This is a genomic window from Anaerosphaera multitolerans, from assembly GCF_004006535.1.
Classification (GTDB): domain Bacteria; phylum Bacillota; class Clostridia; order Tissierellales; family Peptoniphilaceae; genus Anaerosphaera; species Anaerosphaera multitolerans.
Genome location: NZ_RLIH01000005.1, coordinates 38,809 through 64,174, shown reverse-complemented (window position 1 = coordinate 64,174; position 25,366 = coordinate 38,809). Strand labels below are relative to the sequence as shown.

At 30.2% G+C, this 25,366-nt stretch carries 27 protein-coding genes, 1 tRNA gene and 2 other annotated features; of the genes, 24 read left to right on the top strand and 4 right to left on the bottom strand.

The genetic code is table 11. The annotated features are described in order from the left end of the window. Window positions 1–9 precede the first annotated feature (9 nt). From EF514_RS04850 to rsfS, 12 genes are all read left to right on the top strand, one after another. A complete protein-coding gene (locus tag EF514_RS04850) occupies window positions 10–795 on the top strand; it encodes a TrmH family RNA methyltransferase (RefSeq protein ID WP_420836570.1) in 786 nt (261 codons plus the stop codon). Beyond that, entirely contained in the window at window positions 776–1,468 is a 693-nt protein-coding gene (locus tag EF514_RS04845; RefSeq protein ID WP_127724305.1) for a DUF6873 family GME fold protein, read from the top strand. Before EF514_RS04850 ends, EF514_RS04845 begins: the two co-directional genes overlap by 20 nt. A 256-nt stretch (window positions 1,469–1,724) precedes the next feature. Continuing rightward, window positions 1,725–3,632, top strand: a complete 1,908-nt coding sequence (gene thrS, locus EF514_RS04840; RefSeq protein WP_127724304.1) for a threonine--tRNA ligase — start codon at window positions 1,725–1,727, stop codon at window positions 3,630–3,632. Between the two features lie 82 nt (window positions 3,633–3,714). Beyond that, window positions 3,715–3,782: a sequence feature (ribosomal protein L21 leader region), on the top strand. A gap of 13 nt (window positions 3,783–3,795) precedes the next feature. Beyond that, window positions 3,796–4,101: a 50S ribosomal protein L21 gene (rplU, locus tag EF514_RS04835; protein ID WP_127724303.1), complete on the top strand. Its 306-nt coding sequence runs from the start codon at window positions 3,796–3,798 to the stop codon at window positions 4,099–4,101. After that, on the top strand, window positions 4,101–4,436 hold the full coding sequence (locus EF514_RS04830; RefSeq protein ID WP_127724302.1) for a ribosomal-processing cysteine protease Prp: 336 nt from the start codon (window positions 4,101–4,103) through the stop codon (window positions 4,434–4,436). Before rplU ends, EF514_RS04830 begins: the two co-directional genes overlap by 1 nt. Then, the gene (gene rpmA, locus EF514_RS04825) at window positions 4,436–4,726 is read left to right on the top strand and encodes a 50S ribosomal protein L27 (RefSeq protein ID WP_127724386.1); all 291 of its coding nucleotides are present in this window, start codon (window positions 4,436–4,438) and stop codon (window positions 4,724–4,726) included. Before EF514_RS04830 ends, rpmA begins: the two co-directional genes overlap by 1 nt. A gap of 133 nt (window positions 4,727–4,859) precedes the next feature. Then, complete coding sequence (gene obgE / locus EF514_RS04820) at window positions 4,860–6,125, top strand: GTPase ObgE (protein ID WP_127724301.1); 1,266 nt, start codon at window positions 4,860–4,862, stop codon at window positions 6,123–6,125. 8 nt (window positions 6,126–6,133) lie between these two features. Beyond that, complete coding sequence (gene yhbY, locus EF514_RS04815) at window positions 6,134–6,421, top strand: ribosome assembly RNA-binding protein YhbY (protein ID WP_127724300.1); 288 nt, start codon at window positions 6,134–6,136, stop codon at window positions 6,419–6,421. Then, window positions 6,421–7,020: a nicotinate-nucleotide adenylyltransferase gene (gene nadD, locus EF514_RS04810; protein ID WP_127724299.1), complete on the top strand. Its 600-nt coding sequence runs from the start codon at window positions 6,421–6,423 to the stop codon at window positions 7,018–7,020. Before yhbY ends, nadD begins: the two co-directional genes overlap by 1 nt. Before the next feature lie 2 nt (window positions 7,021–7,022). Then, window positions 7,023–7,598, top strand: coding sequence for a bis(5'-nucleosyl)-tetraphosphatase (symmetrical) YqeK (gene yqeK, locus EF514_RS04805; protein WP_127724298.1), 576 nt, complete (start codon window positions 7,023–7,025; stop codon window positions 7,596–7,598). Beyond that, window positions 7,582–8,469 carry an LCP family protein gene (locus EF514_RS04800; protein WP_127724297.1) on the top strand — a complete coding sequence of 296 codons (888 nt, stop codon included), beginning with the start codon at window positions 7,582–7,584 and terminating at the stop codon, window positions 8,467–8,469. The genes yqeK and EF514_RS04800 overlap by 17 nt, the downstream gene beginning before the upstream one ends. A gap of 9 nt (window positions 8,470–8,478) precedes the next feature. Next, the gene (rsfS, locus tag EF514_RS04795) at window positions 8,479–8,820 is read left to right on the top strand and encodes a ribosome silencing factor (protein WP_127724296.1); all 342 of its coding nucleotides are present in this window, start codon (window positions 8,479–8,481) and stop codon (window positions 8,818–8,820) included. Window positions 8,821–8,844: 24 nt separating this feature from the next. On the opposite strand, the gene EF514_RS04790 is transcribed toward rsfS, so the two are convergent. Together EF514_RS04790 and rpsD are read right to left on the bottom strand one after the other, a co-directional pair. After that, window positions 8,845–9,099 (bottom strand): putative signal transducing protein, encoded by a 255-nt coding sequence (locus EF514_RS04790; RefSeq protein ID WP_164845547.1) that lies wholly within the window; start codon window positions 9,097–9,099, stop codon window positions 8,845–8,847. A gap of 75 nt (window positions 9,100–9,174) precedes the next feature. Further along, the gene (gene rpsD, locus EF514_RS04785; protein WP_127724294.1) at window positions 9,175–9,768 is read right to left on the bottom strand and encodes a 30S ribosomal protein S4; all 594 of its coding nucleotides are present in this window, start codon (window positions 9,766–9,768) and stop codon (window positions 9,175–9,177) included. Window positions 9,769–9,951: 183 nt separating this feature from the next. Here rpsD and EF514_RS04780 point away from each other — a divergent pair, with 183 nt between their 5' ends. The 4 genes from EF514_RS04780 (at window position 9,952) to EF514_RS04765 (ending at window position 16,457) form a co-directional block, all read left to right on the top strand. Further along, window positions 9,952–11,226: an amidohydrolase gene (locus EF514_RS04780; protein WP_338067651.1), complete on the top strand. Its 1,275-nt coding sequence runs from the start codon at window positions 9,952–9,954 to the stop codon at window positions 11,224–11,226. Between the two features lie 10 nt (window positions 11,227–11,236). Next, the gene (gene trpS, locus EF514_RS04775) at window positions 11,237–12,226 is read left to right on the top strand and encodes a tryptophan--tRNA ligase (protein ID WP_127724292.1); all 990 of its coding nucleotides are present in this window, start codon (window positions 11,237–11,239) and stop codon (window positions 12,224–12,226) included. A 50-nt stretch (window positions 12,227–12,276) separates the two neighbouring features. Then, window positions 12,277–12,467: a binding site (T-box leader), on the top strand. A gap of 34 nt (window positions 12,468–12,501) precedes the next feature. After that, on the top strand, window positions 12,502–15,153 hold the full coding sequence (locus EF514_RS04770) for a valine--tRNA ligase (RefSeq protein WP_127724291.1): 2,652 nt from the start codon (window positions 12,502–12,504) through the stop codon (window positions 15,151–15,153). After that, complete coding sequence (locus tag EF514_RS04765; protein ID WP_127724290.1) at window positions 15,150–16,457, top strand: bifunctional folylpolyglutamate synthase/dihydrofolate synthase; 1,308 nt, start codon at window positions 15,150–15,152, stop codon at window positions 16,455–16,457. Before EF514_RS04770 ends, EF514_RS04765 begins: the two co-directional genes overlap by 4 nt. Window positions 16,458–16,469: 12 nt before the next feature. On the opposite strand, the gene EF514_RS04760 is transcribed toward EF514_RS04765, so the two are convergent. After that, window positions 16,470–16,985 carry a DUF4364 family protein gene (locus EF514_RS04760; RefSeq protein ID WP_164845546.1) on the bottom strand — a complete coding sequence of 172 codons (516 nt, stop codon included), beginning with the start codon at window positions 16,983–16,985 and terminating at the stop codon, window positions 16,470–16,472. Window positions 16,986–17,237: 252 nt separating this feature from the next. On the opposite strand from EF514_RS04760, the gene EF514_RS04755 reads away from it, so the two are divergent. The 5 genes from EF514_RS04755 to EF514_RS04735 all read left to right on the top strand — a co-directional run bounded on the left by EF514_RS04755 (window position 17,238) and on the right by EF514_RS04735 (window position 20,785). Next, window positions 17,238–18,176, top strand: a complete 939-nt coding sequence (locus EF514_RS04755; RefSeq protein ID WP_127724288.1) for a type II CAAX endopeptidase family protein — start codon at window positions 17,238–17,240, stop codon at window positions 18,174–18,176. A gap of 11 nt (window positions 18,177–18,187) precedes the next feature. After that, window positions 18,188–18,946, top strand: a complete 759-nt coding sequence (locus EF514_RS04750) for an SIR2 family NAD-dependent protein deacylase (RefSeq protein ID WP_127724287.1) — start codon at window positions 18,188–18,190, stop codon at window positions 18,944–18,946. Further along, window positions 18,936–19,661: a class I SAM-dependent DNA methyltransferase gene (locus tag EF514_RS04745; RefSeq protein ID WP_127724286.1), complete on the top strand. Its 726-nt coding sequence runs from the start codon at window positions 18,936–18,938 to the stop codon at window positions 19,659–19,661. Before EF514_RS04750 ends, EF514_RS04745 begins: the two co-directional genes overlap by 11 nt. Before the next feature lies 1 nt (window position 19,662). Next, entirely contained in the window at window positions 19,663–20,541 is an 879-nt protein-coding gene (gene hslO, locus EF514_RS04740; protein WP_127724285.1) for an Hsp33 family molecular chaperone HslO, read from the top strand. Window positions 20,542–20,710: 169 nt separating this feature from the next. After that, window positions 20,711–20,785, top strand: a tRNA-Gly gene (locus EF514_RS04735). Between the two features lie 84 nt (window positions 20,786–20,869). Here the strand turns inward: EF514_RS04735 and rpmB are convergent. Then, a complete protein-coding gene (gene rpmB, locus EF514_RS04730) occupies window positions 20,870–21,061 on the bottom strand; it encodes a 50S ribosomal protein L28 (RefSeq protein WP_127724284.1) in 192 nt (63 codons plus the stop codon). A gap of 150 nt (window positions 21,062–21,211) precedes the next feature. On the opposite strand from rpmB, the gene EF514_RS04725 reads away from it, so the two are divergent. From EF514_RS04725 to recG, 3 genes are read left to right on the top strand one after another with little or no spacing between them, the layout of a single operon-like run. Continuing rightward, window positions 21,212–21,565, top strand: a complete 354-nt coding sequence (locus tag EF514_RS04725) for an Asp23/Gls24 family envelope stress response protein (RefSeq protein ID WP_127724283.1) — start codon at window positions 21,212–21,214, stop codon at window positions 21,563–21,565. Window positions 21,566–21,578: 13 nt separating this feature from the next. Further along, the gene (locus tag EF514_RS04720; protein ID WP_127724282.1) at window positions 21,579–23,234 is read left to right on the top strand and encodes a DAK2 domain-containing protein; all 1,656 of its coding nucleotides are present in this window, start codon (window positions 21,579–21,581) and stop codon (window positions 23,232–23,234) included. 50 nt (window positions 23,235–23,284) lie between these two features. Next, the gene (gene recG / locus EF514_RS04715) at window positions 23,285–25,327 is read left to right on the top strand and encodes an ATP-dependent DNA helicase RecG (RefSeq protein WP_127724281.1); all 2,043 of its coding nucleotides are present in this window, start codon (window positions 23,285–23,287) and stop codon (window positions 25,325–25,327) included. Window positions 25,328–25,366 lie beyond the last annotated feature (39 nt).

The following is a 25,366-nucleotide window of genomic DNA, read 5'->3' as shown; positions in this document are numbered from 1 at the left end:
TTTAATTTGGTGATAAAAAGCAGTAGCAATAAATTTTTTAAATTTTTTAAATCTTTGTTAAGTAAAAAAAATAGGAATATAGAAAATTTATTTTTAGTAGAGGGTAAAAAAGTTATTTTAGAATCTTTAACGTATACTAGACCTGAGTATGTTGCAATGTCGGAAACTTTCTATTCTGATAATAAAAACAAGGAATTAGTTACAAAAATTTCCTCGCTTTGTAGTACCTATATCTTTACTGAAACTATTTTTAACAAACTTAGCAGTACTGAAAATAGTCAGGGAATTATTGGTTATTATAAACAGCTACACAAAACTAATTTAAAGCAAATTAAAACCGGTAGATATATATTATTAGATGATGTTAAAGATCCCGGAAATGCAGGTGGAATTATAAGATCAGCTGATGCTTTTTCCATAGATGGAGTTATTCTAACAAAGGAATGTGTTGATTTATATAATCCTAAACTTATTAGGTCAACTATGGCGTCTATTTTCAGAGTGGATATATATATATTGGAAGAAAAAGCGGATATAGCTTCTTTAAAGGATAATGATTTTAAAATAGTAAGTACAAGTATAGGAAATGCAGCTTCATCTTATAAATATAAGTTTAATGGAAATCTTGTTATTGTAATGGGAAATGAGGCAAAGGGTATTAGTGATGAAATGTTAAGTTATTCTCAGGAAAAAATTTATATACCAATGAATGATGGTATTGATTCGTTAAATGTAAATGTTGCAAGTTCAATAATAATGTATGAGATGAACAGAGATGAAAAAGCTAATTGTTGATTGTAGAATAAATGAGGAAATTAAGTATAATCTTGAAACCAAAGGTTATACTTTAATTTATACTAAACCAAATAAAGATATACTTTATCCCTTTAATTCTCATCCTGATATGTTAATACGTCAACTATCAAGTAATGACTTCATTTGTGATAGGGATAATATTTCATACTATAGAGCTTTTTTAAAAGAATATAATTTAATTCCCACTTTAAATAATTTAAAGAGAAACTATCCAGAGGATATTGCCTTAAATTATCTTGTTTTTAAAAATTTATTTATTCATAAATTAAGTGCTACAGATGGAAATATTTTGAATTATTATAAAAATAAGGGGTATACTCTTATTGATGTCACCCAAGGATATACTAAATGCAATGTGGCAGTTGGTAAAAATTCATTGATTACATCAGATAGAATAATATATGAAAAGTTAAAGAAATATGTAAGTATACTTTTAATAGATCATAAACAAATAAAACTTAAAAACTTCAACTATGGATTTATTGGTGGAGCTTCCGGCTTTATAAATGGAGAACTGGTATTTACAGGTAGTTTAAAAAGTCATAGTTCTTATGAGAAGATTATCAAATTTTTAGATATCAATGATGAAAAGTATTCGTTTTTAAGTTATAATGAAATTGAAGATTTTGGAAGTATATTTGAAGTATATTAGTAGTTGTGTTTTTTGAAAAAATATGCTATTATGTTCTTACTTTTTACGGTGATGGGAAGAGTAGAATAGATAATATCTTTTTAGAAAGAAGAATCTAGGCTGAAAATTCTTTAAGTAAAACTATTTGAAAACTAACCCGGAGTACTTTGGTAATACAAAGCGTCAGGTCGCGATAAGACCTTTGAGTATAATTAAGGTGGAACCACGGTCTATCGTCCTTTGGATGATGGGCTTTTTTTATTTAGGAGGATGAAATATGATTATTAAATTACCAGATGGTTCAGAGAAAATATATGATGAAAGCAAAACTGTAAAAGAAATTACTATGGATATTTCTCAAGGATTAGCAAGAGTTGCTTTAGGAGCAGTAGTAAATGGAGAAATTTTGGGAATGAAAGATTTAGTAACCAAGGACGCAGAGTTTAAAGTTGTTAAATTTGAAGATAAAGAGGGAAAACAAATTTTTTGGCACACTACTTCCCATGTAATGGCCTATGCTATTCAAAATTTGTTTAAAGATGCAAAATTTGCCATAGGTCCGTCTATAGAAAATGGATTTTATTATGATATAGATATTGAACACAGATTTACTCCTGATGATTTGGAAAAAATAGAAGCTGAAATGAAAAGTATTATAAAAGAAGGTTATGAGGTTGAAAAACTTTCTATGACTAAGAAAGAAGCTTTGGAATTTTTCAAAGAATCCAATCAAGATTATAAATTGGAATTAATTTCTGAAATTGAAGATGATGAAGTTGGAGTATATAAAATAGGTGATTTTTATGACCTATGTAAGGGACCACACCTTGAAAGTGTAAAGAATATAAAAGCTGTAAAACTACTCTCAATAGCTGGAGCTTATTGGAGAGGCGATGAAAAAAATAAAATGCTCCAAAGAATTTATGGAATTTCCTTTGAAAAGAAAAAACAACTTGATGAATATTTGGAAAGACTTGAAGAGGCTGAAAAAAGAGACCATAGAAAACTTGGAAGAGAATTGGATTTATTTTCACTTCATGAAGAAGGTCCGGGATTTCCTTTCTTCCATCCAAATGGAATGACTGTTAGAAATGAACTTTTAAATTGGTGGAGGAATGTATTAATTGAAAATGGATACGGTGAAATATTAACACCTATTATTTTAAATGAAGATTTATGGCATAGATCTGGACACTGGGACCATTATAAAGAAAATATGTACTTTACAAAAATAGATGGCGAAGATTATGCAATTAAACCTATGAACTGTCCGGGATCAACTATTGTCTATGCTTCATCACCTCACTCTTATAAGGAACTTCCGATTAGACTTTCTGAATACGGTCAGGTTCATCGCCATGAGCTATCAGGGGCACTTCATGGGCTATTTAGAGTTAGGGCTTTTACTCAAGATGATGCTCACGTATACTGTCTTCCGGAACAAATTGAAGATGAAGTTTTTAAAATGATAGACTTGGCAGATTACCTTTATTCAACTTTTGGTTTTAAATACAGTGTAGAGTTATCAACAAGACCTGAGGATTTTATGGGAGATATTGAAACTTGGAATATAGCTGAAAAAAGTTTAAAGGACGCTCTTGAAAAAAGAAATATGGAATATATAATAAACGAGGGTGATGGCGCTTTTTACGGTCCTAAAATAGATTTCCACCTTGAAGATGCCATAGGAAGAACTTGGCAATGCGGTACTATTCAATTAGATTTCCAAATGCCTGTAAACTTTGATTTGACTTATATTAATGAAAAGGGCGAAAAAGCAAGACCGGCAATGTTACACAGAGCGCTTTTTGGTTCTATAGAAAGATTTATGGGTATATTAATTGAACATTTTGCAGGGAAATTCCCATTGTGGCTATCACCAGTTCAAGTAGAAATTATCCCGGTTTCTGAAAAATTTAGGGAGTATTCTGAAGAAGTTTTGAATGCTTTAAAAGAAGCTGGAATTAGAGTTCACCTAGATGCAAGAGCTGAAAAAGTCGGATATAAAATTAGAGAAGCTCAATTAAAGAAGATAAACTATATGTTAGTAATTGGAGAACAGGAAGTAAACTCTAAAAATCTTTCTATCAGAAAGAGAAACGGAGAAGAATTAAAAGATATTAGAGTAGAAGACTTTATTAAAATGTTAAAAGAAGAAATTGATTCTAAAAAAATTGTAGAATAGTTGAAAGGTGGTCTAGTACCACCTTTATATATGAAGAAATTTCAATAATTTCGTTGCATATTACCTTAGAATGTGTTAGTATAATTAAATGTAACCGCACAGAGTATGGTTTAAAAGTAATTACCTACAATGGCGAGTCTTATAATTTAAGGGGGTGCTACAAATGTACGCAGTTATAGAAACAGGCGGTAAACAATACACTGTAAAAGTTGGAGATAAAGTAAAAATTGAAAAACTAAACGGTGAAGAAGGTGAAAAAGTAACTTTTGATAAAGTACTTTTAGTTGGTGGAGATGACTTAAAAGTTGGAAAACCATACGTAGAAGGAGCTAAGGTAGAAGCGAAAATTCTTCTTCAAGCTAAAGATAAAAAGATTATTGTTTACAAATATAAAGCTAAAAAGAATGAAAGAAAGAAAAAAGGTCATAGACAACCTTTTACATTAGTGGAAATAGAAAATATTAACTAATGATTGAAGTTAAGTTATATAAGAGAAATAATAATTATTTTGGATTTGAATCAAAGGGACATGCGGATTTTGGGAATGGCGAATATGATATTGTATGTGCAGCTGTATCAATTTTAACACAGACATTTTATTTCAATTTAGTTGATAATTCTATAGTTGAAAATAAGTATATAGATTCAAAACAAGATAAAGGTTATTTAAAGATAATTTTAAAAGATAATAAAGAAAATGATATAAAGGTCCAAACTAATTTTGATTTTGTTATAAAAGGTTTGGAATTATTGGAAGCACAGTTTTCTAAATATATAAAATTAGAGATAGTGGAGGTGCAATGATGATTAAATTTGATTTACAACTTTTTTCTTCCAAAAAGGGAGCAGGTTCTTCTAAAAACGGAAGAGATTCTCAATCTAAGAGATTGGGAGTTAAAAAAGGTGACGGACAATTTGTAATAGCTGGTAATATTCTTGTAAGACAAAGGGGTACTAAAATCCATCCAGGCGAAAATGTAATGCGTGGTGGAGATGACACACTTTTTGCAGTTGCTGACGGACGTGTTAAGTTTGAAACTAAGGGAAGAGGCAATAAAAAAGTAGTCAGTGTTTACACAGAAGAATTAGCATAGGAAAAAAGTCGTAGCTTGCTACGACTTTATTTTATGTAAACTTAGATATATCCTTGATATTTTAAGTAGAATGTAAAAGTAATTTTAAATTATAAGTGATATAATATTATAAATTATAATTAAAGGTGAATTTATGTTTATAGATGTTGCAACAATAAAATTAAAAGCAGGCAAGGGCGGAGACGGTGCAGTAGCTTGGCGTAGAGAAAAGTATGAACCTGCAGGCGGCCCTGCCGGAGGAGACGGTGGAGATGGCGGTAATGTCATCTTTAAAACCGATGAAGGTATACACACCCTAATGGACTTTAGATATAAAAGAGAATATAAAGCTCAAAATGGAGAAAATGGTAGAAGTAAAAAACAATTTGGTAAAGACGGAGAAGATATTATTTTAAAAGTACCTGTTGGAACTTTAGTAAAGGATAAAAAAACCGGTGGCGTAATAGTAGATTTAAAAGAAAAAAATCAAGAATTTATCATTGCTAAAGGCGGTAGGGGTGGTAAGGGAAACGCAAGATTTACAACCTCAACTAGACAGGCGCCTTCTTTTGCACAGGCTGGTTCAAAAGGAGTGGAAAGAGAAGTAATTTTAGAATTGAAGTTACTTGCAGATGTTGGTTTAATAGGTTTTCCAAACGTTGGAAAATCTACTTTGTTGTCTGTAGTTTCAGCGGCAAAACCTAAAGTTGCCAACTATCATTTTACAACACTTAAACCCAATTTAGGTGTTGTAAACTTAGGACCGGAAATGAGTTTTGTAATTGCCGATATTCCGGGTTTAATTGAGGGGGCAAGTGAAGGACTTGGTCTTGGAGATGAATTTTTAAAACATGTTGAAAGAACCAAGTTGCTAATCCATGTCCTAGATATATCCGGCTCTGAGGGAAGAAATCCCATAGAAGATTTTTATAAAATAAATGCGGAATTGAAAAATTACAATGAAAAACTTTCAGAAAAACCTCAAATTATTTTTGCTAATAAAATGGATATTCCGGGAGCAGAAGAAAATTTGGAACTTTTTAAAAATGAATTAGGTGAAAATTATAAAATATTTTCAGGAAGTGCTGCAACAACTGAAAATCTTCAAGATTTAATGAAATATGTATTTAATGAACTTCAAAATTATGATTTTGAATATGAAACTTATGATGAAGAATATATTGAAACCTATGAAAGAGAAGAGGGAATTCAAGTATATATGGAAGATGGGAAGTTCAAAGTCGATGGACCATATATTGAAAAGTTAATGCATTCTACAAATTTTGAAGACATAGATTCATTAAGGTATTTCCAAGAAAATTTAAGAAAAAATAACGTAATTGATAAGTTAAAGGAACTAGGAATAGATGAGGGAGATTCCGTATTTATTCTAGAATATGAATTTGAATTTTTTGAATAGAGGTATTTATGATTACAGGAAAGCAACGTTCTTATCTGAAATCCATTGCTAATAATACTAAACCACTTATACAAGTAGGTAAAAATGGAATTACAGATAGTTTAATTAAACAAATTGATGAATTGTTAGAGGCTCATGAAATAGTTAAAATTTCAGTGTTAAAAAACTCTCCTTTGTTTGCAAGGGATATAACAGAAGAGATAACAGATAGTACAAATTCAGAGTTTGTACAACAAATTGGAAATAAGTTAACTATATATAGAGAATCTAAAGAAAATAAGAAGATTGAATTGTGATGAAGAGATATGGAATAATGGGAGGTACCTTTGATCCTATTCATATAGCTCATTTAATTGTGGGAGAGTATGCAATAGATGAATTTGGTTTGGATAAAATTATATTTATTCCAACTGGAAACCCTCCTCATAAGGAAAATTATACAGATGCAAAACTGAGATTTGAAATGGTAAAATTGGCTATTGAAGCTAATGAAAATTTTATACTATCTGATATTGAAACAAAAAAAGACGGATATAGTTATAGTGTGGAAACAGTAAGTGCATTAAATGATAGCTTTGATGGTAAATTTTACTTTATTATAGGTTCAGATATTTTATTTCAATTAAAAACTTGGAAAGAAATAGGTATTTTATCTAAAGAGGTGGAGTTTATCTGTGCTCTTAGACCTGAATTTAATTTAAATAAAGTCTTTGATATGGAAATGGATTATTTAAGAAGGGAATTTGAAACAAAGGTAAATATAATAAAACCACCACTTTGTGATTTATCTTCAACTTATATTAGAAATAGAATTTTAAATGAAAAATCAGTTAAGTATTTATTGCCTGATAAGGTAATAAATTATATTAATGAGCATAATCTATATAGAGGTTGAAAATGAAATTTTTATATGAAGAAGACATTATTAATAGAATTGGCGAAAAACGATTTAAACACACTTTAAGAGTAGTTGATACAGCAAAAGAATTAGCACAAATCTATGGTGCTGATTTAGAAAAAACAAAGATTGCCGCCTATTATCATGACTGTGCTAAAATAAAAGATTATGATAAGCTTATTGAGGAATGCAGGAAATATGATTTAAAATTGACAAAAGAAATGAAGGCTGCTCCTCAAATAATTCATAGTTATTTGGGTGCAATAATTGCTGAAAAGAAATATGGAGTTAAAGATAAAGAGATATTAAATGCTATAAGGTATCATACTACAGGTAGAGAGAGTATGACACTTTTAGAAAAAATTGTTTTTCTTGCAGATTATATTGAACCTATGAGAAATTTTAACGGAGTGGAGAGAGCTAGGGAATTGGCCAAGGTAAATTTAGATAATGCAGTATATTTTAGTTTAAATAATACTTTAAGTCATTTGTGTAAATCTAACGATTATATTGTATTAGATACAGTTAAAGCAAGAAATTTTATACTGGAGATGGAAGATGGGAAGATTTTTTAAAGCTTTTTTTACAACTTTTCTTGTAATAATATTATTATTTGTAGGGTCAATAGGTTTTTTTGTAGTAAAAAATCATATTGAAAACCCACAGGATTTTTTCTCTGAAGTAAGTAACGGAGATAAAAATGTTTCTTTTTTAATGTTGGGCGTGGACAACTTAGACACAAGTACTGAAAACAGTTCAAGATCTGATACTATAATGGTTGTTAATATGAATTTAGATACGGGAAAAGTTGATTTAATTTCTGTACCAAGAGACACTTATGCATCAATTGAAGGTTATAAGAAACAGAAAATCAATCACTCCTATAACTATGGTGGTCCTGAGCTTACTTTAAACAGTGTTAATAATTTACTTGGCACCAATATTGAATACTATGTTACAGTAAGTTATAAATTTGTCGGAGATATAGTGGATATTATTGGAGGAGTTGATGTTGACGTACCTCAGGATATGGTTTACAAGGACGAATGGGCAGATCCGCCTTTAGATATTCAGCTTGCTAAAGGTCCTCAAACTTTAAATGGTAATAGTGCCATGCAGTTTTTGAGATATAGGGGCTATGCAAATGCGGATTTGGGAAGAGTTCAAGCACAACAGCAATTTGTTTCATCTTTCTTAGATAAACTTAAGTCGCCGGCATCAATCTTAAAAGCTCCAATGCTTCTGAGAAGTTATGATAAAAACACTTTGACAAATCTTCCTTTTTCTCAAGTAGTTAAGATAGGATTAAACTTAAGAAAGCTGTCCAAGGAAAATATTTCAACCCAGACTTTGCCTGGAAGTCCAAGTTATAGAAATGGGGTTTCTTATTTCTTTTTAGATGAAGGGTCAGCAAATAGTATGTTAAAGGAAATTGGTTTAAAATAAGGAGAGAATATGGTAAAAGAAAAACTTGATATTATAGTAAAATCCTGTGAAGATAAAAAGGGAATAGACATTAAGGTTTTAGATATTAATGGACTTAGTTCAATAGCCGATTACTTCGTAATAGTAAGCGGAAATTCTTCAAGTCAGGTAAGTGCATTGGCAGATGAAATTGAAGAAAAGATGCTTGAAGCAGGATACAGTATTGATAATTTAGAAGGTAAAAACTCTATGAGATGGATTATTTTAGATTATTCAGACATCATAGTCCATATTTTTCATAAGGAAGAAAGAGAATACTACGACTTAGAGAGATTGTGGTCAGATGAAAGTAATTTTATAGAAGAAAAGTAAAAACCAAAGTTTAGCTTTGGTTTTTTAAATATTACTATTGAAATCTATTTTAAAAATTAGATTTATTATTTCTTGAGCCTTTAACAAAAAGTCTTGAGGAACTAATATAGTAGTTGATGATAGATTTATTTCATTAATTACCTCTAGATTAGCCTCACTGTTATCTTTTGTTAATTTATAGGGAATATCACTATCTTTGAGTAAATCAATAATCGAATTTAAATTAAATTCATCAAAGGAAGTAATTAACTTAACGTAATTTTCTTGGTTATTTGTCAAAACAAACACTCCTATCTTAATTTTAATAAGTAAAAAAGTGATGAAACTTGGGTTTTAATTTCATCACTTTTATTATTACATATTTGAGTAAAACTCAACGATTAATTGGTCATCTATTTCTATAGGTATATCTTCTCTGTTAGGTATAGAAACCAAAGTAGCTTTAAAATCTTCATCTTTAGATATATATGGATAAGATGATACGAAAGCAGTTTCATAGTTCTCTTTGAAAAGTTCAGCCTTTTTTCCTCTTGGAGAAAGAGCGATAACATCTCCTGCATCACATCTGTATGAAGGTATATTTAATTTTTTACCATTTACAGTAATATGACCGTGAGTTACCATTTGTCTTGCTTGTCTTATGGAGCTTGCAAATCCCATTCTATAAACTAAGTTGTCCAATCTTCTTTCTAAATACTGTACAAGTGTTGGACCTGTTTGTTCTTTAGATTTTTTAGCTTCACTAAAAAGATTTACAAATTGTTTTTCAAGTACTCCGTAATAAGCTCTTAGTCTTTGCTTTTCAAGTAATTGCATACCATATTCAGTTAACTTCTTATCACTTCTTGCAGTTCCCTTATGAGCTCTTTTCATAGCTTTTGGGTGACCACATACATTAAGACCTAATCTTCTAGATTGTTTAAATCTAGGTCCCATCATTTTTGCCATTTAATAATTCAACTCCTAAAATTTTCTTGCCGCGATAATTAAAGAGCCGAGAGTATTATACTAAAAATACGCGTTTTTGTAAATGAGTTTTGTAAAAAAATAAGTAAAATTTGTAAATAATGATATAATATTATCTGTTATAATTATTAAAAAATATATTTAAAATTTTTAAAGAGGATGAATATGATATTATTAAAAAATGTTTCATACTTAAATATTGAAAAGGAAAAAATAGAAGATAATTATGATATTTTAATTGAAAACAATAAAATATCAAAGATTAGTTCTAAAATTGATATTAAGGCTGATAAAATTATTGATTGTTCAGGAAAATTGGCAGTACCTGCCTATACCAATGGGCATACACATCTCGGTATGACAATGATGAGAAATTTAGCAGATGATTTAGATTTAAATACATGGCTAAATGAAAAGATATGGCCTGTGGAAGATAAATTAACTTCAGAAGATATTTACTGGGCAAGTATGCTTTCAATAGTTGAAAATATTAAAAGTGGAGTTGGTACAGTATATGATATGTATTATTCAATGGATAGAGTTTCAGATGGAATTATAGAGTCTGGAATTAGAGGGGTTCTTACACGGGGAATGATGGATATTTCGGGTGGTGGTGACGAGAGAATTGATGAATTACTTGAACTTTATAAAAATTATCATAATTCAGGTAATGGCAGAGTTAAAATAGTCCCTGCTCCGCATTCAATTTATACTTGCTCTAAGGAGTACTTAATTAAATTAATGGATATAGCTGCAAGTTTCGATGGTGTAATTAACACTCATTTATCGGAAACTAAAAAAGAAGTGGAGGATTGCTTAAAGGAACATTCAACAACTCCGGCTAAGTACTTAAATGATTTGGGTATGTTTGATTTAAAAGTAGTAGCAGCCCATTGCGTTCATTTAACAGATGAAGAAATTGATTTAATAAGTGAAAAAGACGTATATCCAATTTATAATCCAAGTTCTAATTTAAAATTGGCAAGCGGTTTTGCGCCAATAGATGAGATGTTGAAAAAAGGAATTAAGTTGGGTATTGGTACAGACGGATCTTCTTCTAATAATAATCAAGATTTAATAGAGGAAATGCATATAGGATCAATTGTGAATAAAGCGGTAACCTTAGATGCTACATCTGTACCTGCTATTGAAATTTTAAAAATGGCAACGTTAAATGGGGGAAAGTTGACAGGCTTTAACAATGGAATTATAGTTGAAAATGCTTTGGCGGATATTGCATTGTATGACTTAAATGCTCTGGGCTTCACACCTAAAAATAATATGATTTCCGCTCTTTGCTATAGTACAAATTCAAATTATGTAACAGATTTAATTGTAGATGGCAAAGTTATTATGGAAAATAGAGAAATATTAACAGTTGATGAAGAAAAAATAAAATATGAAGTAAATAGATTAACAGAAAAACTTTTAAAGAGATAGGAGAATTTAAATGGAAAAGAAAGTAGTTTATAGCGGGATACAACCTTCGGGATTACTTACCCTTGGTAATTATATAGGAGCACTTTCAAACTTTAGAGAACTTCAAGAAGAGTATAACTGCCTCTACTGTATTGTGGATATGCATGCTATAACTGTAGCTCAAGAGCCTAAGGATTTAAGAAAGAATACATTGGACATTCTTTCTTTATACTTAGCGGCTGGTTTAGATCCTGAAAAGAGTATAATCTATATTCAGTCTCACGTACCTGCTCATGCGGAATTAGCATGGATATTAAATACAATTACCTCTGTGGGACAACTTCAAAGAATGACTCAATTCAAAGATAAATCGAAAAGGTCAAAGGAAGTTTTAGCAGGAATATTAAATTATCCGGTCTTAATGGCTGCAGATATTTTATTATATCAATCTTCTTTTGTACCTGTAGGTGAAGATCAAAGACAACATATTGAACTGACAAGAGACATAGCCCAGAGATTTAATTCACGGTACTCAGAGACATTTGTGATTCCTGAGATTTTAGTTTCTAAAGTTGGAGCTAAAATCATGTCATTGCAGGATCCGACTATAAAAATGAGCAAGTCCGATCCTGATAAAAATAGTTATATTTTAATATTGGATTCAGAGGATGAGACCAGAAAAAAAATTAAAAGAGCAGTGACAGATTCCATAGGGGAAATAAACTACTCAGATGACCAATTAGCTATTAAAAATTTAATAGATATTTACACTGCTTTTAGTGGAAAAACTTCAGAGGAAGTAGTAGATTACTACAAAGATTTAGGTTATGGAGTTTTTAAAGAAGATTTGGGAGAAGTAGTGGTGGAAGGTCTTCGTCCAATAAGAGAAAGATTTAAGGAAATTCGCTCAGATGGAGAATATCTTGAAAAAGTCTATAGAGAAGGGGCAGAAAAAGCAAGCTATTTAGCTAATAAGACATTGAGAAAAGTATATAGAAAAATGGGATTTATAGCTAAGTAAAATAAGACTGTTGACAAAGAATTTGTTTGTTCATATAATAAAAACAATTAAATAAGGCAATAGAGAAGCTAAGTAGCTTTAATGATTCTTAAGAGAGATATTGGTTGGTGAAAAATATTGATTTCATTAAAGTGAAAGTTACTTTTCTGCTTTGTAGAGGACAAGTCTACAACGTGTAAGCGTTAAATTATAGAGCCGATTTATCGGAAATTAAGGTGGTACCACGTCCTTCGTCCTTATACGACGAAGGATTTTTATTTTATTTAGGAGGAAAGATGGAACAATTAGCAAAAACTTACAATCCAAAGGATTTTGAAGAAAGATTATATAGTTATTGGATGGACAACGGCTATTTTAAGGCGGAAGTAGATAAAACAAAAAAACCCTATACTATAATGATGCCCCCTCCAAACGTTACAGGAAACTTGCATATGGGGCATGCCTTAAACAATACAATTCAGGATATACTAACTAGGACTAAGAGGATGCAAGGTTATAGTGCATTGTGGTTGCCCGGAACAGATCATGCTTCAATTTCCACAGAAGCAAAGGTAGTGGAAAAATTAAAATCCGAAGGGAAATCTAAAGATGATTTAGGTAGAGAAAACTTTTTAAAGGAAGCTTGGGAATGGACTGAAAAATATGGCGGAACTATTAAAAACCAACTTAAAAAATTGGGAGTATCTTGTGACTGGTCAAGAGATAGATTTACTCTTGATGAAATGCTTTCCAATGCAGTTGAAGAGGTATTTATAAATTATTACAACAAGGGTCTAATTTATAGAGGAGATAGAATAATAAACTGGTGTCCAAATTGCGGTACTGCTATTTCCGATGCTGAAGTTGAACATGAGGAAAGTGACGGTTCTATTTGGAGTTTCAAATACCCTCTTGAAGATGGAAGTGGCTATATTGAAGTTGCTACAACCAGACCGGAAACTATTCCCGGAGATTTAGCTGTAGCAGTAAATCCTAAGGACGAAAGATATACAGATTTAATTGGTAAAAATGTATTACTTCCAATTATGGACAATAAAAAGATTCCAATAGTTGCCGATGAATATGTAGATATGGAATTTGGTACAGGTGCTGTTAAAATAACACCATCTCATGATCCAAATGACTTTGAAGTAGGAGAGAGACATAATTTAGGCCAATTAAAAATTTTTACAGATGATGCTCATTTAAATGAAAATGCCGGAAAATATTTTGGACTTGATAGATATGAAGCAAGGAAGCAAATTATAGAAGATTTTAAAAATTTGGGATTGTTTTCTAAGGAGGAAGCTCATCATAACTCAATTGGTCATTGCGAAAGATGTAAAACTGTAATAGAACCAATGCTTTCAAAACAATGGTTTGTAAAGATGAAACCCTTAGCTGAGCCTGCACTTAAAGCTTTTTATGATGGTAAATTGGATTTTATTCCAGAGAGATTTTCAAAAATTTACGTTCATTGGTTAGAAAACATTAAAGATTGGACTATATCAAGACAGCTTTGGTGGGGACATAGAATTCCTGTTTACTACTGTATTGAAACAGGTGAAGTTGTAGCAGCAAAAAGTAATCCAGAAGGAACAAAGGGCTATGAAGGACTACACTTTAAACAAGATGAAGATACTTTAGATACTTGGTTTTCATCTGCGCTTTGGCCTTTTTCAACTTTAGGGTGGCCTGAAAAGACTGAGGATTTAGAATATTTCTATCCTACAAATGTACTTGTTACAGGATATGATATTATTTTCTTCTGGGTAGTTAGAATGGTATTTTCCGGAATAGAGTGTATGGGAGAGGTGCCTTTTAAAGACGTTTTTTTAACTGGTTTAGTTAGAGATTCACAGGGAAGAAAGATGAGTAAATCTTTAGGAAATGGAATTGACCCTCTCGATATAATAGGCGAGTATGGAGCTGATGCCTTAAGATTTACTTTAATATCTGGTAACACTCCCGGAAATGATATGAGATTTTATACTGAACGTGTAGAGGCAAATAGAAATTTTGCAAATAAGCTTTGGAACGCAACAAGATTTGTTCTTATGAATTTAGAAGATAATATTGATGAAAAAATCAATGAAGAATATTTGAAAAATGAAGATAAGTGGATACTATCTCATTTACAAAACTTAATTACTAGTGTAACTTCAAAAATTGATAAGTATGAAATAGGAATGGCTGCTCAGGAAATATATGATTTTATTTGGAGCGATTACTGTGACTGGTATATTGAAATGGTAAAACCTAGACTTTATGGGGAAGAATCACCATATAAAGAAAGTGCAAAAAAAGTTTTGTTATATGTTTTAAAGAATGTTTTAAAATTACTTCACCCATTTATGCCTTTTATAACTGAGGAAATTTGGCAACATTTGCCCGGCACTGAAGAAGCTTTAATAATTTCAAAGTGGCCTATTTTAAAAGAAGAATATATATTTGAAAGAGAAGAGGTTGCTATTAACTATATTAAAGAAGCTATAAGAGGAATTAGAAATGCAAGAGCTGAAATGAATATAGAAAACAGCAAAAAGTCTAATACTATAATCTTTACAGAGTCAAAGGAAATTGAGGAAATAATAACTGAAAATAAAGAACAATTTTTAAATCTAGGGTATTCTACAAGTTTAACTTTAACAAATAGTAAGGAGAATATTGACGATGACAATATATCTATTATTTTAGATAGGGCTGAAATCTTACTTCCTCTTAAAGACTTAGTAGATTATAAAAAGGAACTTGAAAGATTAAATAAGGAAAAAGATTCTATTGTATCTGAAATAAAAAGAGCTGCAAGTAAACTGTCAAATAAAAGTTTTGTGGAGAAAGCACCTGAAAAATTAGTTAATGTAGAGAGAGAAAAGCAAAAGAAGTATGAAGAGATGTTGGCTTCTATTGAAAAGAGACTTGAGAAAGTGAAAGAGAATTTGAGATGAACTTTAAAGAGGTAATTAAAAACATTGAAAGTAGAGAGGGAAAACGGAAGTCCTATGATTTTAAAAGAATGAAGTCACTTTTAAGATATTTGGACAATCCCCATTTGGGAGTTAAGTACTTGCATGTTGCAGGTACAAATGGAAAGGGTTCAACTTCAAAGTTTCTATATAGCATAATTAATAGCGGTGATTATAAAGTTGGACTATATACTTCTCCACATCTGGAAAGGTATACTGAGAGAATCGTAGTAAATGACAGAGAAATAAGTGAAGAAGACTTTACAAGCCTATCAATTAAAGTTTTAAAAGCCGAAGAAAAAATAATTGATGATTTTGAAATGCTCACTTACTTTGAATTTATTACAGCTGTTGGATTTTTATACTTTAAAGAGAATAAGTGTGACTATTGTGTTTTAGAAGTTGGAATGGGTGGATTATCTGATAGTACAAATGTAGTTGAAACACAGGATAAAATCTTAAGTGTTATAACACCTATTTCAATGGACCATATGCAATTTTTAGGTAATACAATTGAAGAAATAGCACATCAAAAAACCGGAATTATCAGAGAAGGAGTATTATGTACTTCTTCAAATACAGATCCGGAAATTAGAAGGATTGTAAAAGAGAAAGCACTGGAGAAAAATGCGCCTTTTTATGATTTAAGTGATTTAGAAATATTAAATTTAGAAATTGATAAGTCTGGGTCCAAATTTGATTTAAAGTTTAAAGATGAAATTTTAAAGGATTTAGAAATTAAGATGGTGGGCTACTATCAATTAGATAATGCAGCTCTAAGTATTATGTCAATTATGGAACTTCGAAATAGAAATTTGCTAAGCTTATCTGATGAAGAAATTAGAGCAGGAGTAAAAAGAGCTTTTTGGCCGGGAAGAATGGAAAAAATAAGAGAAAATCCCTTAGTTCTATTAGATGGTGCTCATAATTTTGATGGGATTTTAAGACTTACAGAAAGCTTTAAATTATTTAAGTATGAAAAATTGACAATTATAACTTCCATTTTAGATGATAAGGAACATGAAAAAATGATTCATGAATTTTCCAAGTATGCTGATAAACTAATAATTGTGGACCTTTCCACATCAAGAAAGACGGAGTTAACAGTTCTACTGGAAGAGGCAAACAAGTACATGTCAAATGTATCAATAATAAGCAGTTTAAAAGAAGCAATCGATATTGCAGTAAATAATTCTACGTCAAAAGATATGATAGTTATTTCTGGTTCCTTATATCTTGTAAGTGAAACAAAAGAATTGATAAATAAAAGTTTTAAAGATGCATAGTTTTATGCATCTTTAAATATCTAATTGTTCAATTATTTTTAGATAAAGTACCTCAGGTTGAATTTTAAACTTTTCAGTAATTTTTTTTGCATATTCTTTTGTGGGAACTTCTAGTGTTAAATTAAAAATTTCCACATTTGATTCCTTTATAGCTAGATTTACATATATTCTATCAAAGTCATCTTTATAATATTTGGCTATTATGGACTTTTTTGAAATTAAATCTTTCTTAAAGGTGTTGAGATATGTGTCAATTTCCTCTAAAATAGTAGTAGGGAGTTCATTTACAAACATATTTAATGTATTAAGTCCCTCATTAGTAACATTGTAATTCTCTTCATTATCTAAAAAAATAAATTCGCTTTCACTTAATTCAGCAATATATTGTTTGAAATAGAAAAAATTAAACAAATTAATTTCCAATATAAACTTTGTGAGTTGTTCATCATTAAATTCACCATTAGAATTTTTAATTATATAAAGTAATATCAATTTGTTTTGAGCAAGTTCTAAATTATTTGAATTCACATAATCATTCCTAACTATTTGTTAAATTTATTATTACTATTATAACATTATATTAAAATATATAACAAATTTTAATATACTTTAAAATCTTAAAGATTTATTTTGTAGAATTGATTAATTACATTATTATAGTATATTATATTGTAAATAGAAATTAATACTAATTTGTTTAAATGCTATAATAGTATTAGCTTAATAAAATTCAGGAGGAAGTATGGAACTTTAGTTCAAAAATTTCATACAGACAGTTTTATGAAGAAATTTAAAAAAACAAAATATAAGAAGAAAAATTTAAATGTATTAAGTGTTAATACTTTTACTTTAGTTTTGTCAATTTTCTTCTTGACTATAGGTTATCATATACAGAGTAAAGATTTTTTTAAAGGTACATTAATTAATGAGATATTTATAATTTTAATACCTGCTTTGTTACTTTGTGGAAGCGGGAAAAGAACTGAAGTATTAAGAGTAAAAAAATTAAGTTTTATTAATATAATAAGGGTGGTAATAGTTGTTATACTATGTTATCCGATAATTCTTTTATTAAATGGAATATTTTTATCTTTTTTATCTTCTTTTGTGGAATTTAAAAACTTTTCCATGGATATTTTATTAAAAGAAGAGTCTTTTTTTAGATATTTGTTGGTAATGTGTATAGTTCCTGCTATATGCGAAGAGGTGTTTTTTAGAGGAGCACTTATAAATTCCTATGACATCTATGGTGGAAAATTTGCAATAGTTATGTCATCATTGGTTTTTGCCTTATTCCATTTTGATATTCAAAATTTTGTAGCTCCTTTCTTGTTGGGGATTTTATTTGGAAACTTATTAGAGCTAACCGGATCTTTATTTGCTGCTATTTTAGGGCACTTTACAAATAATTTAATAGCTATTTTTACATCAAAGTACTTAAATGATACGATATTTAATTATTTAAAACAAACTGATATAGCTCAAGACATAGGTTCACTCCAATTGTTTCTAATTATAATGTTGTTTTTAATATCAATAGCATCGGCTGTATTGTTGCGAATGTTATTTAAGCAGATGAATAGGGAAAAGAAAATAAGAGAAAGTAAGTTAAAGTCCAGAGTAAGAGTGAGAGATATTCAAAGTATTGATCTTTTTAATTTTGTGCCAATAGTGGCTTTAGTAATATTGTATTTTATCTATTATGCAATTGTATTTTAAGAGGTGGTAGTATGATTAAAAATTATAATGAAAAAATTGAAGTGGCTGCAAAACTTATAATAAGTTCAAAAAAATCCTTTGCTTTAACGGGAGCTGGAATAAGCACTGAGTCTGGTATTCCGGATTTTAGATCGGAGACGGGTTATTATCAAAAAATGGATCCTATAAGTGCGCTGTCAAGAGATGTATTACTAAAAAATCCAAAAAGATTTTACTCTGAAGGTTATAAAATTTTAGAGGACTTAAATGACAAGAGACCAAATATGGGTCATATAGCTTTGGCAGAATTGGAGAGGCTAAAATTATTAAGTGGAGTAATTACTCAAAATATAGATAATCTTCATGCCAAGGCGGGAAGTGAAAGAATGTATGAAGTTCATGGGGAGACAAGGGGGATTCACTGTATAAACTGCGGTAAATCCTATGATTTCAGCGTTATGAAAGCTAAAGTTGAAAAAAATGAAATTCCACCTAAGTGTGATAATTGTGGTGGAACTCTAAGACCAAATGTAGTTATGTTTGGTGATATGATGCCTGATGATTTTCAAAGAGCTGTAATGGAGTTGGAGACAACAGAGCTTTTAATAGTTGTAGGTTCAAGTTTAACTGTATCTCCGGTAAATTTCTTACCTAGGTATGTAGATAGATTGATTATTATTAATAGTACGCCTACTCCTGAAGATAGAAACGCTGATTTAGTATTTCACGAACAAGCGGGAGACACTTTAAAAGACATAGTTACAGAGGTAAAGAATATAAATGGTATATAATCAATTTGCTCAAATATATGATAAACTGATGTATGATTTTGATTATGATAAAGTTTATAATTTCATTGATGATGTATATAGAAATAGTGGGATAAAAAGTAAAAAATTATTAGAACTAGGATGTGGAACCGGTAATTTAACAGAAAAGTTATTATTAGAGTTTGAAGTTGATGCAGTTGATTTATCAGTAGATATGTTATCTATTTTATCAAATAAAATTAGAAGTGATAAATTAAGGATATTTAACCATAACATGAAGGATTTCAAATCAGATAGAATTTATGATATGGTAGTTTCCTGTTGCGATAGTTTAAACTATATTATTGTCCCTAAGGAAATAGAGGAAACCTTTAAAAACACCTTTAGTTTATTAAAAGATGGCGGTATTTTCATTTTCGACTTAAATACAGAATATAAATTTTTAAATATGGAAAAGACTTATGTGGAAGAAGTCGACGGCATTTTCTATGTTTGGGAAAATTTCTTTAATGATACAAGTAAGGAAAATATTTTTAGCGTAAATTTTTTTGTTGAAAAAAACAATCTCTATGAGAGATTTTATGAAGAACATATTGAGAGGGCATATGACAATAGTTTTATTGTCAATGCTCTTAAAAAAAGCGGTTTTAAAGAAGTTTCAGTATATAATGAGTATAATAACTCCAATACTGAATTAAAAGATTCAAATAGATTAGTTTATGTGGCTAGGAGGTAGTATGGATTACATTGTAAGAGCAATTGACGAAAGTGGTTCCATAAAAATATCAGCGGGAATTACTACAGGGGTTGTTGAAAAAGCCAGAGTTACACATAATCTTTCAAGAACAGCTTCATCTGCACTTGGAAGAACTTTAACAGCAGGTTTATTAATGACCAATTCTTTAAAAAATGAAAAAGATTCTATAACTATAAATATAAATGGTGACGGTCCTATTGGACGAATTGTAGTGACAGGGAAAAATGACGGAAAAATCAAAGGATATGTAAATAATCCGTTAGCTGATAAACCTATACGAGAGTCGGACAATAAAATTGATGTAGGAGCTTTAGTTGGAAAGGGAATTTTGACAGTAGTAACAGATATGGGTCTTAAAGAGCCTTATGTAGGTCAGGTAAACCTAGTGTCAGGTGAAATTGCCGAGGATATAGCAAATTATTTATATACGTCAGAACAGATTCCCTCTGCTGTAGGTTTGGGAGTTTTAGTTGATGTGGACTACACTATTAAGGCAGCAGGAGGTTTTATATTACAACTTTTGCCAAATGCTGAAGAAGAAGTGATTTCTCTAATAGAAGATAATTTAAAGGATTTAGGAAATGTATCTCAATTAATAAGTTTGGGACATAGTGCAGAAGATATTATAAACTTAATTTTAAAAGGGTTAAAGGTAAAATTCCTTGATGTAAAAGAAGTTTATTATGAATGTGATTGTTCAGAGGAGAAAGTGGAAAGTGCACTAATAGCATTGGGTAAAGATGAATTGGAAAACATCTTGGAAGAAGATGGTAAGGTGGAACTTAGTTGCCATTTTTGTAATAAAAAGTATACCTTTGATAAAGAGGAATTAAATAATATGATTACAAAGTTAGTGTAACATTAGAAATGAAGTGTGGCTCTCACACTTCATTTCTCACAGAAAGTATTCTTTATATTAAAACTTTTAAAGCTTAAGTTACAATATAAAGGGATGGTATTATAGTAGTTTTAAATCTATTGACAGATTTTAGCTATATGTTATAATACAAAATAATTAAATAATATATGCGGAAATGGCTCAGTGGTAGAGCATCGCCTTGCCAAGGCGAGGGTCGCGAGTTCGAATCTCGTTTTCCGCTCCAAAAACCGTAAAGGTTTTAAAATAAAAAAGGACTGATAAACAGTCCTATTTTTAATATTTTGCAAGATATTAAAAATTAAATAAATTAAATTGCTCTTTCCACTTTTCCAGATCTTAAACATCTAGTACAAACATTAATTCTTTTAGATTGGCCATTTACAACAGCTCTTACTCTTCTAATGTTAGGAGACCAGCTTCTATTGCCTCTTTTATGTGAAAAAGAAATAGTATTTCCGAAAAGCTTTTGCTTTCCACATACGTCGCATTTTCTTGACATAGTGACACCTCCTTGATTCTTTCATAGCTTACTCATTTTACCACAGATATATGGATTTTGGCAAATTGTTTTTACATTATTAAAATATATTTTCTGAAATTTGATTTTGATGGTATAATAGTGTAAAAGCTAGTATTTAGGAGGTGCATTATGTCTGCAAATGTTAAAACTGATGGCGGAAATATAATTATTGAAAACACTGTCTTGGCCCATATAGCTGGGATTTCTGCTATGGAAAGCTATGGAATCGTAGGTATGGCTTCAAAAAGTGCCACAGATGGTCTTTTGGAAATTTTAAAATTTGACAATTTATCTAAGGGAATAAAAGTTAGTACTGAGGATAATCAAATAAATATAGAACTTCATGTTGTGCTTGAATATGGAGTAAAAATATCGGTTGTAGGCGAAAATATTATTGATAGAGTAAGATTTAATATAGAAAATCTTACAGGATTAAAGGTTGATAATATTGAAGTTTTTGTAGAGGGAATAAGATTAAAATAATGGAGGCAGTTCTTTGAAAACAAACAAATTAAATGGTGTATTGCTTAAAAAGGCCATTATTGGTGCAGTGAACTACCTCATATTAAATAAAGAAGAGGTTAATGCGCTAAATGTATTCCCTGTTCCAGATGGAGATACGGGAACTAATATGTCTCTTACGGCAAAATCATCTTTAAAACAAGTTGAACTTGTTGAAAAAGATGAATATATTGAAGAGATAGCAAAAGCTGCAGCAAGGGGTTCTCTAATGGGTGCCAGAGGTAATTCTGGAGTAATACTTTCACAGCTGTTAAGAGGGTTTTCTGAGGGTTTAGAAGGGTTAAGCGAAGCTTCTATTGAAGAACTGGCATATGCCTTTAAAAGAGCGTCAGAGACTACCTATAAAGCGGTGATGAAACCAACAGAGGGAACTATTTTAACAGTGGGTAGAGAAACAGCTGATTTTGCTGTAAAAAGCTTTAAGCAATACGATGATATTCTGATATTTCTTAAAGATGTAATAGTTGAAGCCAATAAATCTCTTGATAAAACGCCTGAAAAACTACAAGTGCTTAAAGATGCAGGTGTTGTAGATGCAGGAGGTAAGGGCTTAGTTGTTTTACTTGAAGGTGCATATAAAGCATTAAATGGTGAAAACATTGAAAATGTAGAAGATGATGATATATTGAAGAAGAAAGCACAGAAAGAAGTTAGTTTTAAACCTGTAAATGAAGATATAAAGTATGGATATTGTACAGAGTTTATAATTAATACTGATTATAATGACCTCAATAGCTTTAAAAATAAGCTTGCGAAATTAGGCGATAGTTTGTTAGTAGTAGGCGGAGAAGGTACGGGTTTAATAAAAGTACATGTTCATACTAATAATCCGGGGAAAGCACTGGAATATGGAGTTGAGTTAGGCGGTCTTCAGGATATTAAAATAGATAATATGAGATATCAACATCGAGAAATACTTTTTGATGAAGCAGATGTGGCTAAGGCTCAAAGCGAAGAAGAAAATAAAATTGACAAAAAATATTCTTTCATTTCAGTTTCAATAGGAAAAGGTATAAACGAAGTTTTCAAATCTCTTGGTGTGGACTATATAGTAGAGGGTGGACAGACTATGAATCCAAGTACTGAAGACTTTTTAAATGCTATTGATAATGTAAGTGGTGAAAATGTGTTTATACTTCCCAACAATGGAAATATTATACTTGCAGCTGAACAAGCTAGAGATTTAAGCGAGAGAAATATTTATGTAATAGGTACAAAATCAATTCCTCAAGGTGTGGCTGGGTTACTTTCCTTTGACTATGAAGCAGACTTAGATAAAAATATTGAAAATATTAACAGTGCAATTAAAGATGTAATTTCTGCTCAAGTTACCTACGCTGTAAGAGATACTCAAATAAATGGAAAAGACATAAGTGAAGGAGATATTATTGGACTTAGCGGAAAGGAAATTTTATCTTGTAATGAAGATATAAAAACCACTACTGTTGAATTAATAGAGAATTTAATAAATGATGATATTTCTATGATAACTCTCTATAGAGGTGAAGATGTAGGAAAAGAAGATGCTCAAGAACTATTAGAGGAACTTCAAGAAAAATATACAGATTTGGATATTGATTTAATAGATGGCTTACAGCCGCTTTATTACTATATAATTTCATTAGAATAATTTAAGCCTCACATTTAAAATGTGAGGTTTTCAAATAAGAAGGTGATAAATTGAAATTAGAAAGTAAAATTACCGCACTCAAAGGAATTGGAGAAAAAAGAGGAAAAAAATTTGCCGAGTTGGAAATAGAAAACATAGGAGATTTATTAAATTATTATCCGAGGGATTATGAAGATCAAAGTAATTTCAAACTTTTATATGAAGCTGACATTGAAGAGAAAGCAACTTTTATAGTTAAAGTATTATCTGTTTTAGAAGATAGAAGAATAAAAAGAAATCTGTCAATTACTTCTTTTTTAATAGAAGATAACTCCGGAACGGGAAAGATGAGCTTTTTTAATATGAGATATATTAAAAATCAAATTAAAATAGGTGAAGCATATTTAATTTCCGGAAAAGTTACAAAATTTAAAGGTCAAGTGCAATTGACAAATCCATCTTTTAAAATTTTAAGTGAAAAAAACAAATTCGGGAAAATTTATCCGATTTATCCTCTTAAAAAAGATATAAGTAATAATGAAATTATAAAAGCAGTTGAACAGGTTGTAGATTTAAAATTATTTGAAGAGAATCTTCCTGCCCAATTAATAAGAAAATACGATTTGATGGATAAAAATGAATCTATTAAAAACATTCACATACCTAAAAATAAAAGAAGTTTGATTAAAGCCAGACAGAGATTGGTTTTTGAAGAGTTATTCTTTTTCCAATTGACTTTATTCACTTTAAGAAATAAAGATATAGAGATGGAAGTGAAACCCTATAAGTTAGAAAGTGAAATATATAATTTTATTAATAATTTAAGTTTTAAATTAACTTCCGGTCAAAGCAAGGTAGTTGAAGAAATTTTTAAAGATATGACCTCGGGTAAGAGGATGAATCGTCTTTTACAAGGTGATGTGGGTTCCGGAAAGACAATTATAGCTATTGTGGCAATGTATTTAACTTTTTTAAATGGTTTCCAGTCTACGATAATGGTGCCTACAGAAATTTTAGCAAGGCAACATTTAGAAAACTTCAGAAATATATTAGAACCCTTAGGAGTAAAAGTTGAATTATTGGTTGGAAGTACATCTGTTAAAAATAAAAATAGAATTTTAACGGGAATTTACAATGGTGAAATTGATATTTTAATAGGAACACACGCCTTAATTGAAGAGAATGTGGAATTTCATAATCTGGGTTTAAATGTTACAGATGAGCAACATAGATTTGGAGTTAGGCAAAGACAGTCTTTAAATGTTAAAGAAAAATCCGCTCATACTTTAGTTATGACTGCAACGCCGATTCCACGAACTTTAGCTCTTGTACTATATGGAGATCTTGATATATCTACAATAGATACTATGCCTCCAAACAGACAGAAAATAGATACAATAGCGATTAATGAAACTATGTTGGATAGGGCGCTTGTTTTTATAAAAAATGAAGTAAAAAAGGGAAGACAAGCCTATGTAATATGTCCCTTAATAGAGGAAAGCGAACATTTTGAATTGGATTCGGCTACAGAAGTTTATGAATATTTAAAGGAAAATCAGTTTAGCGATTTAAACATAGCTTTACTTCATGGAAAAATGTCAAATGATGAAAAAAATGAAGTAATGGAAAAATATAGCGAAGGTGAAATTGACGTAATAGTTTCCACAACAGTAGTTGAGGTTGGTGTTAACGTACCAAATGCAACTGTTATACTAATTTATAATGCAGAACGCTTTGGTTTGGCTCAACTTCATCAACTAAGAGGTAGAGTTGGCAGATCTTCACATAAGAGTTATTGTATTTTATATAATACTTCACAAAGTAAAATTTCCTGGGAAAGGATGAAGGTAATGACAGACTCTACTGATGGATTTTATATTGCTAATAAAGATTTGGAGCTTAGAGGAAGTGGGGATATTTTAGGTGTTAAACAGTCTGGAATTAATACTTTAAAAATTTCTCAGTTTCCTAGAGATTTAAACATATTAAAATATGCACAAAGTGAAGCTCAAAATATTTTTAAGAATAAAGATTCCTTAGAAGAAGAGGAAAAACTTAAATTGAAAAAACATATTTTGGGTAATTTAAAAATTGACGTTTCAATACTTAATTAACTTTATTGTTATTGAGCGCAATATATGTTAGAATAAAGT

Bases quoted from the DNA above. Each gene is read 5' to 3' on its own strand.
- EF514_RS04845 (WP_127724305.1), top strand. From the start codon at position 776: ATGAAAAAGCTAATTGTTGATTGTAGAATAAATGAGGAAATTAAGTAT.
- thrS (WP_127724304.1), top strand. From the start codon at position 1,725: ATGATTATTAAATTACCAGATGGTTCAGAGAAAATATATGATGAAAGC.
- rplU (WP_127724303.1), top strand. From the start codon at position 3,796: ATGTACGCAGTTATAGAAACAGGCGGTAAACAATACACTGTAAAAGTT.
- EF514_RS04830 (WP_127724302.1), top strand. From the start codon at position 4,101: ATGATTGAAGTTAAGTTATATAAGAGAAATAATAATTATTTTGGATTT.
- rpmA (WP_127724386.1), top strand. From the start codon at position 4,436: ATGATTAAATTTGATTTACAACTTTTTTCTTCCAAAAAGGGAGCAGGT.
- obgE (WP_127724301.1), top strand. From the start codon at position 4,860: ATGTTTATAGATGTTGCAACAATAAAATTAAAAGCAGGCAAGGGCGGA.
- yhbY (WP_127724300.1), top strand. From the start codon at position 6,134: ATGATTACAGGAAAGCAACGTTCTTATCTGAAATCCATTGCTAATAAT.
- nadD (WP_127724299.1), top strand. From the start codon at position 6,421: ATGAAGAGATATGGAATAATGGGAGGTACCTTTGATCCTATTCATATA.
- yqeK (WP_127724298.1), top strand. From the start codon at position 7,023: ATGAAATTTTTATATGAAGAAGACATTATTAATAGAATTGGCGAAAAA.
- EF514_RS04800 (WP_127724297.1), top strand. From the start codon at position 7,582: ATGGGAAGATTTTTTAAAGCTTTTTTTACAACTTTTCTTGTAATAATA.
- rsfS (WP_127724296.1), top strand. From the start codon at position 8,479: ATGGTAAAAGAAAAACTTGATATTATAGTAAAATCCTGTGAAGATAAA.
- rpsD (WP_127724294.1), bottom strand. From the start codon at position 9,768: ATGGCAAAAATGATGGGACCTAGATTTAAACAATCTAGAAGATTAGGT.
- EF514_RS04780 (WP_338067651.1), top strand. From the start codon at position 9,952: ATGATATTATTAAAAAATGTTTCATACTTAAATATTGAAAAGGAAAAA.
- trpS (WP_127724292.1), top strand. From the start codon at position 11,237: ATGGAAAAGAAAGTAGTTTATAGCGGGATACAACCTTCGGGATTACTT.
- EF514_RS04770 (WP_127724291.1), top strand. From the start codon at position 12,502: ATGGAACAATTAGCAAAAACTTACAATCCAAAGGATTTTGAAGAAAGA.
- EF514_RS04765 (WP_127724290.1), top strand. From the start codon at position 15,150: ATGAACTTTAAAGAGGTAATTAAAAACATTGAAAGTAGAGAGGGAAAA.
- EF514_RS04755 (WP_127724288.1), top strand. From the start codon at position 17,238: ATGAAGAAATTTAAAAAAACAAAATATAAGAAGAAAAATTTAAATGTA.
- EF514_RS04750 (WP_127724287.1), top strand. From the start codon at position 18,188: ATGATTAAAAATTATAATGAAAAAATTGAAGTGGCTGCAAAACTTATA.
- EF514_RS04745 (WP_127724286.1), top strand. From the start codon at position 18,936: ATGGTATATAATCAATTTGCTCAAATATATGATAAACTGATGTATGAT.
- hslO (WP_127724285.1), top strand. From the start codon at position 19,663: ATGGATTACATTGTAAGAGCAATTGACGAAAGTGGTTCCATAAAAATA.
- rpmB (WP_127724284.1), bottom strand. From the start codon at position 21,061: ATGTCAAGAAAATGCGACGTATGTGGAAAGCAAAAGCTTTTCGGAAAT.
- EF514_RS04725 (WP_127724283.1), top strand. From the start codon at position 21,212: ATGTCTGCAAATGTTAAAACTGATGGCGGAAATATAATTATTGAAAAC.